The organism is Chloroflexota bacterium, from assembly GCA_035652535.1.
In the GTDB taxonomy this organism is placed as follows: Bacteria; Chloroflexota; UBA6077; order UBA6077; family SHYK01; genus DASRDP01.
Genome location: DASRDP010000112.1, coordinates 37,003 through 53,181 on the forward strand (window position 1 = coordinate 37,003; position 16,179 = coordinate 53,181).

13 protein-coding genes are annotated in these 16,179 nt (G+C 65.3%); 7 read left to right on the forward strand and 6 right to left on the reverse strand.

All coding sequences use genetic code 11. The features are described from left to right. Positions 1-77: 77 nt before the first annotated feature. The 4 genes from VFC51_13880 (at position 78) to VFC51_13895 (ending at position 3,023) form a co-directional block, all read left to right on the forward strand. Positions 78-731, forward strand: coding sequence for an RraA family protein (locus tag VFC51_13880; GenBank protein HZT08112.1), 654 nt, complete (start codon positions 78-80; stop codon positions 729-731). 29 nt (positions 732-760) lie between these two features. Next, complete coding sequence (locus tag VFC51_13885; GenBank protein ID HZT08113.1) at positions 761-1,420, forward strand: RraA family protein; 660 nt, start codon at positions 761-763, stop codon at positions 1,418-1,420. Continuing rightward, the gene (locus VFC51_13890; GenBank protein HZT08114.1) at positions 1,417-2,718 is read left to right on the forward strand and encodes an MFS transporter; all 1,302 of its coding nucleotides are present in this window, start codon (positions 1,417-1,419) and stop codon (positions 2,716-2,718) included. Before VFC51_13885 ends, VFC51_13890 begins: the two co-directional genes overlap by 4 nt. Positions 2,719-2,831: 113 nt before the next feature. Continuing rightward, positions 2,832-3,023, forward strand: a complete 192-nt coding sequence (locus VFC51_13895; GenBank protein HZT08115.1) for a pilus assembly protein — start codon at positions 2,832-2,834, stop codon at positions 3,021-3,023. Between the two features lie 4 nt (positions 3,024-3,027). On the opposite strand, the gene VFC51_13900 is transcribed toward VFC51_13895, so the two are convergent. After that, positions 3,028-4,368 carry an MFS transporter gene (locus VFC51_13900; protein ID HZT08116.1) on the reverse strand — a complete coding sequence of 447 codons (1,341 nt, stop codon included), beginning with the start codon at positions 4,366-4,368 and terminating at the stop codon, positions 3,028-3,030. A gap of 408 nt (positions 4,369-4,776) precedes the next feature. Here VFC51_13900 and VFC51_13905 point away from each other — a divergent pair, with 408 nt between their 5' ends. After that, positions 4,777-5,823 (forward strand): cupin domain-containing protein, encoded by a 1,047-nt coding sequence (locus tag VFC51_13905; GenBank protein ID HZT08117.1) that lies wholly within the window; start codon positions 4,777-4,779, stop codon positions 5,821-5,823. A gap of 17 nt (positions 5,824-5,840) precedes the next feature. Beyond that, positions 5,841-6,824: an ATP-binding protein gene (locus tag VFC51_13910; protein HZT08118.1), complete on the forward strand. Its 984-nt coding sequence runs from the start codon at positions 5,841-5,843 to the stop codon at positions 6,822-6,824. On the opposite strand, the gene VFC51_13915 is transcribed toward VFC51_13910, so the two are convergent. Next, entirely contained in the window at positions 6,787-8,100 is a 1,314-nt protein-coding gene (locus VFC51_13915; GenBank protein ID HZT08119.1) for an MFS transporter, read from the reverse strand. The two genes, VFC51_13910 and VFC51_13915, sit on opposite strands and share 38 nt — an antisense overlap. Before the next feature lie 178 nt (positions 8,101-8,278). Between VFC51_13915 and VFC51_13920 the strand changes: the two genes are divergently transcribed. Beyond that, a complete protein-coding gene (locus VFC51_13920) occupies positions 8,279-10,087 on the forward strand; it encodes an ABC transporter substrate-binding protein (GenBank protein HZT08120.1) in 1,809 nt (602 codons plus the stop codon). Between the two features lie 31 nt (positions 10,088-10,118). On the opposite strand, the gene VFC51_13925 is transcribed toward VFC51_13920, so the two are convergent. From VFC51_13925 to VFC51_13940, 4 genes are all read right to left on the reverse strand, one after another. Beyond that, positions 10,119-11,855: an ABC transporter substrate-binding protein gene (locus VFC51_13925; GenBank protein ID HZT08121.1), complete on the reverse strand. Its 1,737-nt coding sequence runs from the start codon at positions 11,853-11,855 to the stop codon at positions 10,119-10,121. 93 nt (positions 11,856-11,948) lie between these two features. After that, entirely contained in the window at positions 11,949-13,091 is a 1,143-nt protein-coding gene (locus tag VFC51_13930) for a phospholipase D-like domain-containing protein (GenBank protein ID HZT08122.1), read from the reverse strand. Beyond that, positions 13,088-15,031: an inositol monophosphatase family protein gene (locus VFC51_13935; GenBank protein ID HZT08123.1), complete on the reverse strand. Its 1,944-nt coding sequence runs from the start codon at positions 15,029-15,031 to the stop codon at positions 13,088-13,090. The genes VFC51_13930 and VFC51_13935 overlap by 4 nt, the downstream gene beginning before the upstream one ends. Further along, positions 15,024-16,172: an ABC transporter ATP-binding protein gene (locus tag VFC51_13940; protein HZT08124.1), complete on the reverse strand. Its 1,149-nt coding sequence runs from the start codon at positions 16,170-16,172 to the stop codon at positions 15,024-15,026. Before VFC51_13940 ends, VFC51_13935 begins: the two co-directional genes overlap by 8 nt. Positions 16,173-16,179: the final 7 nt, after the last annotated feature.

Below are 16,179 nucleotides of genomic sequence, written 5' to 3' on the forward strand. Positions count from 1 at the left end.
CCTCGTATTGCCCTCAGCGACATTCGGCCCCCGCGTTGCCGTCGCGTCCACGGAGCATATCGTATGAGGAGTCAGGAATGAGCGACGCGATCATCGAGAAGTTTCGGGGGATGTCCACTGCGAACATCTCCGATGCCCTCGACCGTCTTCGCATGCCCGGTAGCGCCTTCGGCATCAGCCCCCTACAAAATGGGCAGCGCATGATTGGCCGCGCATACACGATTCAGTACGTGCCGGCCGGCTCGCCCCCGGGGACGGTCGGCGACTACATCGACGACGTGGAGCCCGGGCAGGTGGTCGTCCTCGACAACAGCGGCCGACGTGACTGCACGGTTTGGGGCGACATCCTGACAGCCGTGGCCCACGCGCGCGGCGTGGCTGGGACGGTGATCCACGGAGTGTGCCGCGACGTGTATCGCGCGCTCGACGTCCGCTATCCCATCTACAGCTGCGGGCGATTCATGCGCACCGGGAAAGACCGCGTCGAGGTGTCGGGCATGAATGTGCCGGTCACCTTGGGCGACGTGCGCGTGCGGCCCGGAGACGTCGTGATCGGGGACGACGATGGCGTGCTGGTCGTGCAGCAGGAGCACGCGGAAAAAGTGCTCGAAGTCGCCTTGGAGATCGCCGAGCTGGAGGACCACATCGTCGAAGAGGCACTGTCGGGGACGTCGCTGCGCGAGGCGCGCGTGAAATACGGATACCACCAGCTTCAACGGAGTGGACGTTAGCGCTCCTCCGTCGCTAAGGAGTTGTCAGCATGGCATCGCACACAGAACTCCTCGCCCGCCTCGAGCGGGTTGACACGTGCGCCGTGTCGGACGCGCTGGACCACCTCGGGCTCCGAGGCGCCGTGATCGGCATTCGCCCCGTGTGGGCCTGTCCCAAAATCGTCGGCAGAGCGGTGACCGTCAAGATCGTGCCGGCCGGTTTGACCCGCCCGGAACATCACCTCGCCACGCCTGCCGTGGAGGCGGCCGAGCCGGGCGATGTGATCGTCGTCGACAACGCTGGCCGGACGGACGTATCGAGCTGGGGCGACATCCTTTCCAACGCCGCGCAGGTGAAGGGCGTCCGTGGTGTGATCATCGATGGCGCCTGCCGCGACGTTGATGGCAGTCGAGAGATTGGATTTCCGGTCTACGCGCGGGCCGGTGTACCAGTGACAGCGCGGGGGCGAATCATTCAGGAGGCGTTCAACACGCTGGTCCAGTGCGGCGGCGTCCAGGTCCGCCCGGGCGACCTCGTTATCGCGGACGGGAGCGGCGTGGTCTTCATCCCAGCCGAGCGCGCGGAAGAAGTGATCGAGGCGGCAGAGCGCATCGTCGAGCGCGAGGCCGCGATGGTTCAGGCCGTGCGCGACGGCCGCTCCGTCGTCGAGGTCATGGCGGAGTCTGCCTTCCAAGCTATTCACCAGTGAGAGCGAGTCCCTCGGCTTCTCTTCGCGCCCCACGGCTCCTCATTCCCTTCTACTATGGCTGGCTCGTCGCGGCGCTCGCATTCAGCGCGGCCTTCGTATCCGCGGGTATCCGCGCTGCGCCGTCCGTGTTCATCCACCCGTTCGAGGCCGAATTTGGGTGGAACCGCGCGGCCATCGCGGGCGCGATCTCCGTGAACCTGCTGCTCTACGGTCTCGGTGCACCGGTCTCTGGGCGCCTCATCGATCGCTTTGGTCCTCGGAAGGTGGTAACGGCGAACCTTCTGGTGCTGGGCGCGGCCGTCGCAGCCACCATCGGCATGAATGCGCTCTGGCAGCTCACGGTACTGTGGGGGCTGGTCATCGGACTGGCGGCGGGCGGGAGCTCGGTCCTGGCCGCGACGGTTGCGAGCCGGTGGTTCGTGCGCCGACGTGGACTCGTGATCGGATTGCTCGGCACGGCGACGTCGACGGGCCAGGTCGTCTTCGTCCCGCTCCTCATGATGCTGGTCGTGGGCGTTGGCTGGCGCGGCGCGAGCATCACGCTAGCGCTTGCGGCGGCTCTGACGCTCGTTCCCGTGGCCCTCTTCATGCGGGACGAGCCGGCCGAAGTTGGCGTCCAGGCGTATGGCGCAGCGAATTCCACATCGTCAGGCGCTGGTCGTGAGCAGCAGGCAGCGGCGCCGGCTGTTCCGCTGTCGAAAGCGATCCAATCGGTCGATTTCTGGCTTCTCACCGGGAGCTTCTTCGTGTGCGGGGCGACGTCGAACGGACTCGTCGGAACGCACCTCATTCCGCACGCTATCGACCACGGGATTCCAGAAGTCACCGCGGCAGCGGCCGTGGGGCTCATGGGAGGGCTCAACTTCGTGGGCACCCTGGGCTCGGGCTGGCTCACCGACCGTGTGGATCCGCGGCGGCTTCTGGCCGCCTACTACGGATTTCGCGGTATCGCGCTCATGGTTCTCCCGTTTGTCACCTGGTTTCCCGGGCTCTTTATCTTTGCGATCCTGTTCGGGCTCGACTGGTACACGACAGTTCCGGCGACGACGATGCTGTCGTCGCAGTTGTTTGGCAAGCGGTCCATCGGAACCATCTATGGATGGATCTTCTTCTCCCATCAGGTTGGCGCCGCGACATCCGCACTTGCCGCGGGGGCCGTGCGCGTGTGGCTCGGCGATTACCAGGTCGCATTCTTCGCCGGCGCGCTCGTCTGCGTCGTCGGCGCAAGTCTCGCCCTCCTCATTCGCGATCAGCGGGCGGTTCCCCAAGGGTTCGCGGCGAGCGGAGCGGCCGCGTAAGCGTGTCGTCTCTGTAATGGCGTTGTTCGTTACATAATCATTACCGACTGTTAAGATTTCAGCGCCGATAGGCAGTCGGGGCAGAGGATGCCCGCGGAATTTGGCGCGGAGTGATGAAGACGGGGCTCATTGAGCGTTTTGCGCCGCGCCGCCAGCGAGCCCTTCGCGCGCGGAAACCGGGGCAGGGGATGATGGAGTACGCCCTCGTCCTCGCCGGCGTCGCCACTATCGTCATCATGGCCATCGACCGGTTCGATGCAGCCATCGGCGCGCTCCTGAGCCGAATCGCGGCGAGCCTCTCGTAGGGGCTTAGCGGACTCCCGAGCCGGTACGTTCGACGCGCACTGCTCGGTCAGGCGCGGGGGTCGCGTCCGCACGATGGACGGCCCCGATTTCAAAGCGACGGACCGATACGGTCCCGGTCGCCAGCCCCACGGCGAGGGCGCCCACGAAGAGGCCTCCCGCCAGGGTCGCCCCCTCCGCGCCCACGACGGATGCCAGCGTCCCCGCCTCGAATTGTCCAAGCTGCGGGCCGGTGTTGGTGAACATGCTGTTCACGCTGGTGACACGCCCGCGCAGCTCGTCCGGTGTGATGAGCTGGTTGATGGTCCCCCGGAGTACGTTGCTCAACGAGTTGGACGCCCCTGCCCCGGCGAGCATGAGGAACGAGAGCCAGAACGTGTGCGAAATGGCGAAGAGCGCCATGAAAACGCCGTAGACGGCGACGCTGGCAAGGACGCACATCCCCGCCCGGCGCACCTGCGGCCGAACACTGATAAACGCCGCCATCCCGAGCGCACCGAACGAGGTCGCCGTGTAGAGGAGCCCGAGCCCTTGCGGACCGACTTCCAGGATGTCGCGCGCGTAAATGGGCAGGAGCGCCCGGGAGTTGCCGAAGAAGTTCTGCCCGAAATCGAGCGCCATGAGCGAGAGGATCACGGGGTGAGCCCACACAAAGGCGAGACCCTGGCGCAACGACTGGAGCGATACCGCGCGCCGTCCCGCAGCGATCTGGGCCGTCGGCCGCATGATGAGGAGCGCAGCCAGCATGGCGAGCCACGAGCTTGCATCGACCGCGTAACACAGGACCGGGCCGGCGGCTGCCAGGACCAGGCCGGCGAGCGACGGACCGACGATGGTCGCCACCTGGCGCTGGGAGCTGTTCAGCGCCAGGGCATTCGTCAGCTCGTGACGGGGCACGAGATTCGGGACCATCGCCTGCCGAGCCGGGTTCTCGAATGATCCGAACAGCGCGAGCAGCACGCTTGCCCCGTACAGCACGGGGGGCGAGATCACGCCGGCAAAGGTGCAGAGGACGAGGCTGGCGGAAACGCACATCTGACCGATTTGGGTCAGCATCATCAGCTTGCGGCGGTTGATGGCGTCGGCCAGCAGTCCGCCGAAGAGCAGCAGCACCAGCGTCGGTCCACCTCGGGCGAGACCGATAAGCCCGAGCTGAAGGGGCGAGTTCGTAATCTCGTAGATCTGCCAGGCGATGGCGACCGAGGTGAACTGACTTCCGATACTCGAGATGACGGATCCGGTCCAGTACGTGCGAAAGTCCCGGTGGCGCAAAGCGGCAACCGGTGTGCGACCCGGTGGCGCATCACCCGGAGACGCCGGGGCCGGATTCCGCGATTCGATGCTCACCGCCCGCGCGCTCCGGCTACGCACATGGCGCGGACGGCCAAGGATCCGTGGTCGGGGAGCCGAAGTGCGGGAGCGCGGCTACAGCCCATACTGGCTGGCGCACTCGATGCGGCGGCGTTCGGTCCTGCTTCAGCACGACCCGCGAGTTGCGATGGAATGGGTCGAGCGGCGTCGGCGGGGGTCACGAATGTCGTCCTTGGTCTGCGCGCGCCGCTCAGCTTCGTGCATGCCGCAAGCATAGTTCAGCGGCGACGGACCGGTCAATGGCTTCTTGTGCGGGGACGCAGGGCGCGCTCCGGAGTTTCCGAGTGCGCACTGCGCCGCTGTCGAGGGATGAGATAGACTTGGAAGCGAGCATGAGTGGGCGCGGCGCGGCGCCTTGAGATTTCTGTGCGGAGGCAGCGATCGGTGCGAGAGCGAGCGCGGGAGGTTCAAACTCACTACGACATCCAGATGGAGCGGCGCGCGGCCGACGTCGACGATTGGGAGCGAAATCGCAAGGTCATGGCGTACGCAAGGAATCTGCGCATGTCGTACTCCCCGCTGCGCAATGCCTCGTACGGCACCCTCATCGGGCCGGGCGGCCAGTGCCCGTCCCGCGTGATCGATACGCGAATGATCGAGATCGAGCCGGGCGCTCGCACGAGCACCCATCGGCACACGCACAGCGCCGAGTTGTTCTGTCTCGAAGGCGAAGGGTACACGGTCGTGAATGATCGGCGCGCAACGTGGGGTAAGTGGGACGCGGTGTACATTCCAACCAACACCTGGCACTACACGGTCAACACTGGGAACACGCCGGCGCGCTTCGTCAGCATCAGCGACGCCCCGCTCTTCGATCTGTTCCACCTTGACAGCATGGATGACATCGGCCAGGCCGAGCCCCGCGGTCCCTTCTTCCCGGACACCGAGCTGCAGCGGATTGCGCGAGCCGTAGAGGGAAAATCGGGGGAATACGAAGCCGCCATCCTCGCCGCCGCCGAGAACGAGCGCCGTTTGGCTACGGGGACGCTCGTGACTCACTTCAAGGAGCAGACGCTGCTTCTCAACAAGAAGGGGACGAGGAGCACGTTTCTCGTCGACATCAGCCAGGGTTTCCATGGCACCGGGCTGAGCATGGTGATGTTCCAGATAGCGCCAGGTGGCTGGCAATCGAAGCACCGCCACGGGGGTGAGGCGGTGCTGTTTTGCGTCGACGGCAAGGGCTACAGCGTCATCGACGGCGAGCGCCACGAGTGGGCCGCGGGCGATGCCACCCTGGTATCGAAATGGTCGTGGCACCAGCACTTCAACGCCGATCCAGACAACATTGCGGTGATCATCCGGATGCACATGTGGGAGAGCCAGTACAAGCTGATGAGCTTCTGTCTGTATCCGCTTCCCATGTACGAGGAGCCGGCGCGCCTCGATGGCAGCGATCCATCGCTCTGGGAACGACATTCGGTGGAAGCCTGAGGGGGGACGGACGGACAATGCGAGACTCGGACGTCAATCTCTATCGGCCTTCCAGGCTGTTCCAGGAGTTCGGTCCGTTCCTCGGCGAGCCCGGCGCCGATGGAACCGCCGTTAGCGCGAACGACATCGTCGGCGCCCCATACCGACGCGTGTTGGCGGAGACGACGGCGATCGTCGCTCACCAGTGGCGGAATGACATCACGCGCAGCGCGCTCAAAGGATTTCTCTTCTACGGCGGCGTCGGCATCGGCAAGACGACCATGGGGCGCCGCCTCACGTATGAGCTGGCACGGATTTTCGGCGGAGACTTGTTCGCCGGCGAGATCGCCCAGGTATCCGAAACGCATGGCCACGAGCACGCGGACGGCATCGGCCACCATCACGTGCACGAGGAGCCCCACATCCACGGCCACGATCCGTTCTCGCCCGAGTTGGCCGGCGACGACGTCGTGCTGGTGATCGTGGACGGCGCTGATATCGCCCGCGGACGTTACGGAGACAGCGAAGAGCAGCTTCGGAAGCTCTTCCAGTACGCGCGCGAGGGCGAGTTCCACGGCCACCGGCACGAGGAGGACCCGACACGCCGGACCGTGCTCCTGTTCGACGATGTGGAGAGCCTGTTCCTCGCACGCAGCTCGGGCGGCGCTAAAGAATGGCACTTCAGCCAGAACAGCGTGTTCTTCCACGCGATCGACGAGCTGGATACGTCGCGCACGGCCGTAGTCCTGACCACGAATCGGATTGACCTGGTTGACGAGGCGATCGTCGACCGCTTCCTCCCGTACGAGTTCGGCACGCCGCCGAAGGACGTGCTGGAGGAGGTCGCGCGCCACCGAGCCGCGCTCCAGAAGCTTGATGACGCGCAGCTCGCGCCGGTCCTCGCGGCGATCGCGAAGGGCGATGACGCGGTGAAAAGCATTCGTGATGTGGAGCGGATGGTGACGCGCGCCTACATCGCCGGGATCATTGCGGCGCCCGTCCCAGTGGGGCGCCTTCCGTAGATCGGACTTCCTGACGCAGGCCCCGGACGTCGGGAAGCGCAGCCGCAATAAATAGCGCGAGCCCGACGACGAGCGCGCCGCCGAGCGCGATGGCTATCTGGGGGCTGGAGACTTCCGCGATGCCCCCGGCGATGGTGCCGCCGAAGGGCATGAGGCTCCACGTGAGGCCCCAGACGCCCATCACCCGCCCCCGAAAATCCTCGGGCAGGTTGAGCTGCAGGCTCGTGTTGATGGTCGTCATGTACATCTGATTCGCCGCGCCCCCCAGAAAGAGGAAAGCGAGCGAGAGGGCGTACGAGGGTGAGAGCGCGAATCCGATGAGGAGCGCGCCGAAGACGGCAGAGCCCGCCAGGGCCTGGATGCCGCTTCGCCCCCACCGGGCCAGGTAAAGCACGCCGATCGTCCCAAGGAGCGAACCCAGGCCGGCCGCGGACTCGAGCAAGCCGAAGCCCTGCGATCCGACGTTGAGGATGTCGCGGGCAAAGATCGGCAGCAGCAGAACGTACGACATCCCGAACACGCTGTTGAAGAAGGTGAGGCCGATGAGCGCATAGAAGATCTGGTTGGTCCGAATAAAATTCATGCCATCCAGCATGTTGCGGATGAGTCCGCGGTCGGTCATTTGTGCAGGCGGCTGCTCCACGCGTATGCGGCTGAAAAGGCCGAGCGCAAGGACGAACCCCATACACGCCACCAGAAACGTGTGACCGACGCCGATGAGGTAGATCAGCATGCCTGCGAACGCCGGGCCTACGAGTCTTGTCCCCTGCCACACGGTATTGCCAAGCGGCACCGCGCTCGGGATCTCTTCGCGCGGGATGACGAGGGGGATCAATGCCTGGCGGCTCGGTTGATCGAAGGATCGAACGCACCCCAGAAGGAACGCGCACAGCATGACCTCCCAGACCTGCACGCGCTCGGTGAGGGTGAGCACGGACAGGGCGAGAAACAGGAGCGCGGTGGTCGCCTGGGTGGTCATGAGGAGGCGGAGCCGGTCCATGCGGTCTGCCACGGCCCCTCCCACGAACGACAGCGCGATTTGGGGAGCCGATTGCATGAGGCCCGTGACACCGAGGAGCAGGGGAGAGTTGGTGAGTTGGAGGACCAGCCATGCCAGAGCCACCTGCTGCATGTTCTGGGCGAGAACCGATGGAAACTGCGCGAGCCAGTAGAAGCGATAATTGCGGTGCCGCAGCGGCCGAAGGAGCGATGGGGACTCAGGCAGCGAACCGGCCGGTTCGAGCCTCTGGTTGGCGCGGGCAGCGGGTGCGGCCACGGCGGCGTCCTGGACGGCGGGAGTGTTCACCGGGTCCAGGGCTCTCGGGTGAACGCGCTGGTCGCTACGCTCATCGCACAATCGCCCCTTGTCACTACGATTCGCTCCGCGCTACGCTGCTTGGAACCGTTCTGCGATTGTACCGCGCTACCCGGCGGGGGAAGGGAAGGTTATCGGCATGCAACCTCAGGGCGCCATCGCGACAGCGCATTCGGAGGGCGCGACTCCGCGGCTGGCAGCGCGGATCGGGAGGGCGACGGACTTGACCGGCCTGGCGCATCGACTCCTGGCGTGCGCCGTGGTCATGGCTGTGCTGGTGGCATGTGCGCCCTCCACGGCCCCGGGCACCTCCGGCTCGGGCGCGAGCCAGCCTCCCGCGGCGCCATCGGGGCGAACGCTCGTGGTGGCGATTCGGGTCGAGCCGCCGACGATCACGACGCGGCCGCTGCAGACGGCCGGGATCGGACTCTACCTCCCCAGCCGCATGTTCAACGCGAGCATTGGTCTGCTTGATGGTGACGGCAAGGTCCGTCCATATCTCGTCGATGCTCTTCCTCAGCTCAATTCGGATAACTGGCAGCTCAGTCCCGACGGCACGATGACCACGACCTATCGGTTCAAACCAAACGTCGTCTGGCAGGATGGTGCGGCCTTGGATGCCGACGACTTCGTCTTCGCGTGGAACGTGTACTCGACGAAAGAGTTCGGTCAATCGGGCGCTTCCCCGTTCCGATCGATCCGAGACGTCGTCGCGCAAGACTCGCGCACGCTCGTGATCCACTGGAAAGAGCCGTACCCCGATGTGTCGTTTACGGACGGGCTCAACACGGAGTTTCCGCCCCTTCCCCGCCACATTCTCGAAGATTCGTTCCGAAGCGGGGCGATGGATGCCTTCGTCGCCGATCCGTTCTGGACGCGGGAATACGTGGGGCTGGGTCCCTATCGCCTGACGCAATGGGAGCCTGGCGCCTACATCGAGGCCGAGGCGTTCGACAGGCACATCCTGGGGAAACCGAAAATCGGAAAAATCCGCCTGGACTTTAGCAGCGATGAGCGCGCGGTCCTGTCGCGGATCCTCGCGGGCGAAGTGCTCATGACCGACGGAACGTCCATGGGGCTGCCGGAAGTCCAGGTGCTGAAGCAGGACTGGATCCCGCAAGGGAAGGGGAACGTCGTCATTCATCCGAACCAGTGGCGCGCCGTGCACTTCCAGAATCGGGCCGACATCGCGCAGCCGCAAGCGCTCCTCAACCGAACGGTTCGGAAGGCGTTGGCCCATACGGTCGACAAGAACGCGCTCAACGATGCTCTGTACTACGGCCTCGCCACTCCCACGGACAGCCTCGTCGCGCCGCAGTCGATCTGGGGACCTGCCGCCGAAAAGGGAGCGGTGAAGTACCCGTACGACCTGAAGCAGACGGACCAGCTCATGCAGCAAGCGGGGTTTCGAAAAGGTCCCGATGGCGTCTACGCGAGCCCAACGGACGGTCGCTTGAGCTGGCTCACCGAAACGAACGCGGGGAGCGACAACGAGTCGGAGATGTCGATCCTAGCCGCTGGATGGAGACAAGCCGGTTTCGACGTGCAGGAGAACGTGCTGTCCGCGTCTGAAGCGCGCAATCCCGAAAAGCGAGCCACCTTCCCGGCGACGTTCAGCAACAGCCAGAACTGTTGTGGCAGCGCCCTGCTGGGGTTTACCAGCGCCAATATCGGCACCCAGGATACGCGATGGGCGGGCGCGAACCGGTCAGGCTGGTCGAACGCCGATTTCGATCGGCTAGCGTCGGCGTTCGCGCAGACGCTGGACTTTCAAGAGCGCGAGGCCCAGGTGACGTCTATGGTCCACGTCATGACGGATGACATGCAATCCATCTCGCTCCTGATCCGCGGCCAGCCATGGGTGTACGTTTCGGAGCTCAAGGGGATTGCCATTGCTCCGCCGGAGGGGAACATCAGTTGGAACATCCACGAGTGGGAGCTTCGCTGAACCTCACGGTGGCACGCAATTGGCTCGAGGGCTACCGCAGCTCCCATTGATACATGTTCCAGCTCGCACCGCCGGTTGCCAGGAGCGCCGTCTGAACGGGGCCTTCGAGGTCGGAGACGAAGACTTCGGGATTGAGATTCCAGAACATCATGATCTCGGGAACTTCCTCGCTGACGAGCTTGGCGATCTGGACACGGATCTGGTTCCCCCGATTCCGGTCGAGGGTCGTATCGAGCTGTTGCGCAAGATCGTCGAACTGGGCGTTGGACCAGCCTTGCCGGTTGCGGCCGGTCCAGCGGTTTGCCGGCCCGGCAACCTGATCCGTGGAGAGACTCGCGACTTGGTTGCTCTCCCCGGCGCCGGTGGACTGACCGTACATACCCGGGAACGTGCCGCGCGCCTCGCCGTCGCGCGACTGCGCCTGTGATTGAGGAGTTTCTGTGACGTCGAAGCCGGCTTGACGCAGCGTGTTGCCGATAATCGCGCGCTCGGCGTCGCCTTCGGCGCCAATCCCCGAGCGATAGTCGGCGACGAATCGTCCGTCAGGCCCGGAATATGTGCCATCGGTTCCTTTGCGGAACCCTGCGTCGTTCATCAGCCGCTCGCTTGAACGCAAGTCCAGAGGATACTTGGTAATGACGGCGTCAATCTGAGGGTAGAAATCGGCCCGGTTGTCGAAGATCGAGTCGATCGTCTGGCCTTCACCGCCGAAAAGCGCTTCATTGATGGCCTGTTTGTCCACGGCGTACGCAATTGCCTTACGAACTCTCACGTCGAGGAGTGATTTTGGATTCACGTATTCGGGTCGGAACTGGAACACGATAGACCGGAGCGATCGGGCCGTGTATTGGAAGACGCCCCGATGGGTTGGCCCCCAATCCTTCTTGAGCTCGAGAGCCTGGGGAAAGTCGATGGCGCTATCGGTGGCGAAGAGGATGGTTCCCGCGCGCAGATACGAGAGCGCCACGTTCGGATCTTCCACAAAGAGGATCTTGAGATGGTCAATCTTCGGGCGGCCAAAGACGTAGCCATCAAATGCCGACGCGTCGATAAAGGATCCGAATTCCCAACGGTCGAGCTTGTACGGACCCGTCCCGATGAAAGCGGTGTTCCAGTATGGATGGGCGCCGAATGCATCCGGACTGCCGTCGCGGTACACGCCCTCGAGGATGTGGCGCGGGAGCGCCGGCAGGCCGAGGATCGATCCTCCCTGCTGAAGGACGTCCGCACCCGGAAACGGGCTCGTCCAGTGAATGACGATGGTTCGTTCGTCCGGCGCCTGCACGTCGTCGATATGGTTGAGCGGGGCCGATTTTCCGTTGATGAATCCGAGGCCGGGCGTCATCAGGACGTGATATGAAAAGACAAAGTCGTCGGCTGTCAGCTTGGCGCCGTCGTGCCACGTGAGGTTCGGCTTCAAGCGGTACGTCGTCAGCATCGTGCCATCCGGGAAGACCTGCCAGGTATCGGTGTTCAGTACTGGCAGCGCCTCCGCTAGCGCGGGGTGCGCGATCCCGCGGTCATCTACGATCTCCAGCAGTTCGTTAAACGGTCGATACGAGAAGCTCGAGCCGAAGCCCCCCGCGATGGGGGCGACGGCACCGACGCTCGGCGGCTCATTCGCAATGCCGACCGTGAGGACCCGGGAGCCTGGCGACGCGCCGCTTGCCTGCGTGGCCGATCGCTGCGCCGGCGAAAGTGCCCCGTTTTGCGTGCATCCAACCAACGTGGCGGTGGCGATGAGCGCAGAGTACATCCACCGCTTCATTCCCAACCTCAGTGCATGCATGCTACGGAACGCGGAGCGTATTCGCGCCAATCTCGCGTTATCGCATCCGATTTTACCGTTTGCCCGGGTGTCTCAAGACCCCGCGCGTCGCGACGGGGGGCTGATTGCGGTGGCTCGAACGCGCTGATACTCGGCTTCGAGGGCTGAGGCGAGCCCGGGATCGTCGACGACCAGAAGGTTCTCGTCGTTCGCCCGATTAGCGCTCGCCGAGAAGTTGAACGACCCGAAGAGGCTCACATGTTCGTCGATGATGATTACCTTGTGGTGCATCCTCCACGGGTTGCCATCCTGCAGCACGTCGAGTCCGGCCTCCTTCATGCGCGGAAACTCGGACGCCCGGGTTTCTGAGTCCTCCGCTTCGAACACGCCGCCGACGGACACGCCCGCGCGGGCCCGCTCGAGCATGGCATCGCCGATGCCGTCGTGGGTGAAGGAGAACGCCATGAAATGGATCTGTTGCCGTGCGCTCCCTATCCAGCGAATCACGTGGGTCGCGGGCTTGTCCTCCGGAGAGAAATAGTTCTCGACGTGGGCGCCCGCGATCGAGAGCGATGGGTGCGGGACGCCGGCGGACTTGGCTGTTCCGAACTTCCGCTGGTCGAACATCTTCGCGAACTCCGCTTCGAAGTTGGCAGCCAGGTCGCGTGAGTGCACGAAGATGGCGTCGTTGTTGTTTCTGAAGGTGTCGCTCATCGTGTAGTTCCACGAGCCAGTCTCCACCCATTCGCCGTCGGCGATGGTGAACTTGTTGTGCATGATTGGCCGACGGTTGTCGTCGACGATGGGAACGCCAGCCGATTGCAGTGTCTCGATGGCCTTCTGGGTAGCAGCGTGACCCGTGTCTTTGAGCGTGTCGCTGTCGGTAACCATGCGAACCTGGACCCCTCGGCGGGCGGACCGGGCCATTGCGTCGGCCACCGATGGTAGGTCGAATTCGTAGACGGCGACATCGAGGGTTCGCTCTGCCTGGTCCATCATGGCGACGAGCCGCTTTTCGATGGAGTTGTGCCGCGCTGCCGGCCCCTCTGCGAAGCTCGGCGACGTGAAGAGCAGCTCATACCAGGCGCCCGTCGCGGCTCCGATGGACGCCTCGTCGCGCGCCGCCGGTGGCAGCTCGCGAACGATCGTCTGGCCTCGTCGAGTCGAATCGAGAAGCCCCCAGGCGGCCGCTCCAGCGATGGCCAAAATGGCCACGGCAAGGAGGGCGCGCCTCACGCGAGGTCCGCTGCTCCGACCCACAGGAGCCGCTCACCCATCTCGAGCGCGCCCGTCGGCCAGAAGACCTCCGGGCGCGGTCGCCTCACGCCCGGCGCGCCAGCGACGGGCCGACACGTCAGCACCAGACCTCGCCAGCGGGCGGGGAGCGACTCGCGACCGTGTACGGCGCCCAGGAGCGCGCCCGCCACCGCCGCGTGCGCGCTGGCCGGGCCCGGCAGCCGGACGACCGATTCGATCCCCTCCTGAGCGCCCGGTGCGTGAAGGAGCTGATGGAAGGCGATTTGCAGGGCTGTTAGGGCGCTCGCTCGAGTGATCGCGCGGCCAGATGGCTGCTCGACCTCCGCGTTCCGGAGGGCGCCGCGAACCTCGGCCGTTTGGCACCCGCTTTCCGCCCAGTCTAGCGCGAAACGGTAGACGTCGCGTGCTGCCGCGCCGGTCGAAATCGCGTGAGCGATGGCAACAACGTACACCGCGCATGCGTCCTGACAAATAGGGTTTGGGTGGGTGAGGGCGCTATCCGCCCGCGCGATCGACGCGAGGTCGTCCGGCTCCATGGCGTGGCCGAAGATCCCCAGAGGGCTCGCGCGGGTCAGCGATCCGAACCCGGTGCTGGCCGCGTCGGCAGCCGCGCGGGCGGACGCCGCGACGCTCTCGACGCTGCCATCTCGATGAGCCGCGGCGATGCGGTAGCCGCCGTCCGCCGACCGCACGAGGAGTGGCAGGCTGATGTTCGGCGCTGCACGAAGCGCCGTCGCGGTGGCTCCTTCAATCCGAAATGGTTGCGACCGGAGCCAGTACGCGTACGCTCGCGCGGCCAGCTCGTCGTCGTACCGGCGGGCGCGATCGATGGTGTGAGCGAGGGTCAGCGCAAGCTCGGAGACGTCCGTCGGTTGCCCAGCCAGGGTTTGGAGCGGCCCGCCATCTCCCATCTCGACCGGACTCTCGGGGGGCCTGGCTGGCGCGGTTGACCCCGATGGGGATTCAACCAGACTTCCCAGCGCGTCCCCGATGAAGTGTCCGAGGAGACATCCCTGGGCGCGTCGCAGGGAGGCGGCGTCGCGCACGTGACGTCCGGGCGGAAGCGTGGGGAAAGGCGGCATCAGGCCGGTCGGGTCGTGGCGGTGACGGCGCGGCAGCATCTCGCGCCAGGGACGCGACAGGAGCTGCCGGATCGGGCCCTGCGCGCCACCGAAGCAGCCGCGACAATGGCTTTCGCCCTCCGCCGTGTAGACCGCCGGAACACCGTGCTGATCGAACATGTCGGCGCCGTTTCCACGAAGAAGCGCCTGGCCGCCCGCGTAGTCCCAGTCGCCAGCGCCCTTCAGTCCTGTCCCGATCGCGGCGTCGCCGACCGCCGCGAGAGCGAGCCGATAGGCGATGCTGGGCATGATCCGATAGCGCCCCGGAGCAAGAATCCGGCTGTTTACCAGCGCGTCGTTGTCGGCGTCGACCGAAACCAGGACGCAGTCGCCGTCGCGAATTCGCTCGTGCCATGCGGGCGGGGCGACGGGGGCGCCGTTTCGGGTGACGGGGCCGCACCCTTCGGCCCAGGCAATCAAGTCACCATCGTCATCAGGCGCGCACGGCGCAAAGACGACGCCGAGGACTGGCTCTCGGTCGCGCAGGAGGGCGATGGAGACCGCGTTCCCTCGGTAGCCTTCGAGGTACGACCGTGTGCCGTCGTTGGGGTCAACGAGCCAGATGAAGCGTGGCGGTGGGTCAAGGTTGGCGCTCCCGGTCTCTTCGCCGCGATAGCCCCACTCCGGAAAGGCTGTGAGCAGTTTCCCCCGGATCAAGACTTCCGCTTCTTCGTCGACCTCAGCGTGATCGTCGTGTCCGCGCGCGCCCCCGGGCCGGTGAAAGTCCTCTCGGATCAAGGACCCCGCGGCGACCGCGGCCTCGGTGGCCACGGCCAGCGCTCGGGCTATCTCATCCATTCGATTCGTCGTCCGGAAGGACGAAAAGGTCCGCCGGTGGGAGGTGCAAGACGCATTCGGCTCCGTTCGCGAGCTTCAGAATGCGGAAGCGTTCCGCCGGGATCACCGCCTCAAATTCGATTCGCCCTTGGCCCGCGAGCGATGCCGATGCCTCGCAGAAGAGCGTGACGCTCGTTGCCCCCGGCACATGATCGAGCACGCGCGCGCGAATGCGATTCGGACGATCCGCGGTAGATAGGTCCTCAACGACGATCGCCTCCGGCCGAATGCAGATGGACACGCTGGCCTGGAGCAGGCCGCCGGGGTCTTCCGCCGCCAGGATGCTGTCCGTTCCGGCGAGCTGCACGCGAAGACCGTGCCCGCGCTCGGGCTCATCGCAGGCTACTCCGCGCCCGTGCGGCTCGGCTCGCGCGACGAGGCGTGCTGGGAAGACGTTGGACGCGCCGGTCAGCCGAGCCACGCGGCCGGAGGCCGGGCGGCGGAAGATGTCATCGCGGCTCCCCACCTGGAGGACGGAGCCGCGATCATAGACGGCGATCTTGTCGGCCAGGGTGTACGCCTCGCCGAGATCGTGGCTGATAAAGATCGTCGTAACCGGAAACTGTCGGTGGATCGTTAGCAGGTCCCTGCGGAGCCGTGCCCGGAGCATCGAATCAAGGGCGGAAAAGGGCTCGTCGAGGAGCAGGACGCGCGGCTCGGTGATCAGTGCGCGCGCCAGGGCTACGCGCTGCTGCTGTCCCCCGGAGAGCTCGCGCGGGCGCCGACGCTCGTACCCGGCGAGATCGAGGCGCCCGAGCATGTCGCTGACGCGCGCCCGAGCACGGTCTGCCGGGATCCCTGCGAGCCCATATGCGACGTTCTCCCCGACGCTCAAGTGTGGGAAGAGCCCGTAGTGTTGTGGGACATAGCCAACGTGCCGCTTTTGAATCGGGACGTCTATTCCGCGCGAGGCGTCGAAGACGGGCCGACCGTCGATCTTGATCGAGCCGGCATCCGGGGTAATGATGCCGGCGATCGATCTCACGGTGACGGACTTACCAGCGCCTGATGGGCCGAAGAGGACGATAAGCTCGTCGTCCGCCGAAAAGGCGGTCCGTAGCTCGAAGTCGCGGAGGCGCTTTTCAATTGCCACCTCTAACACGGCGCGC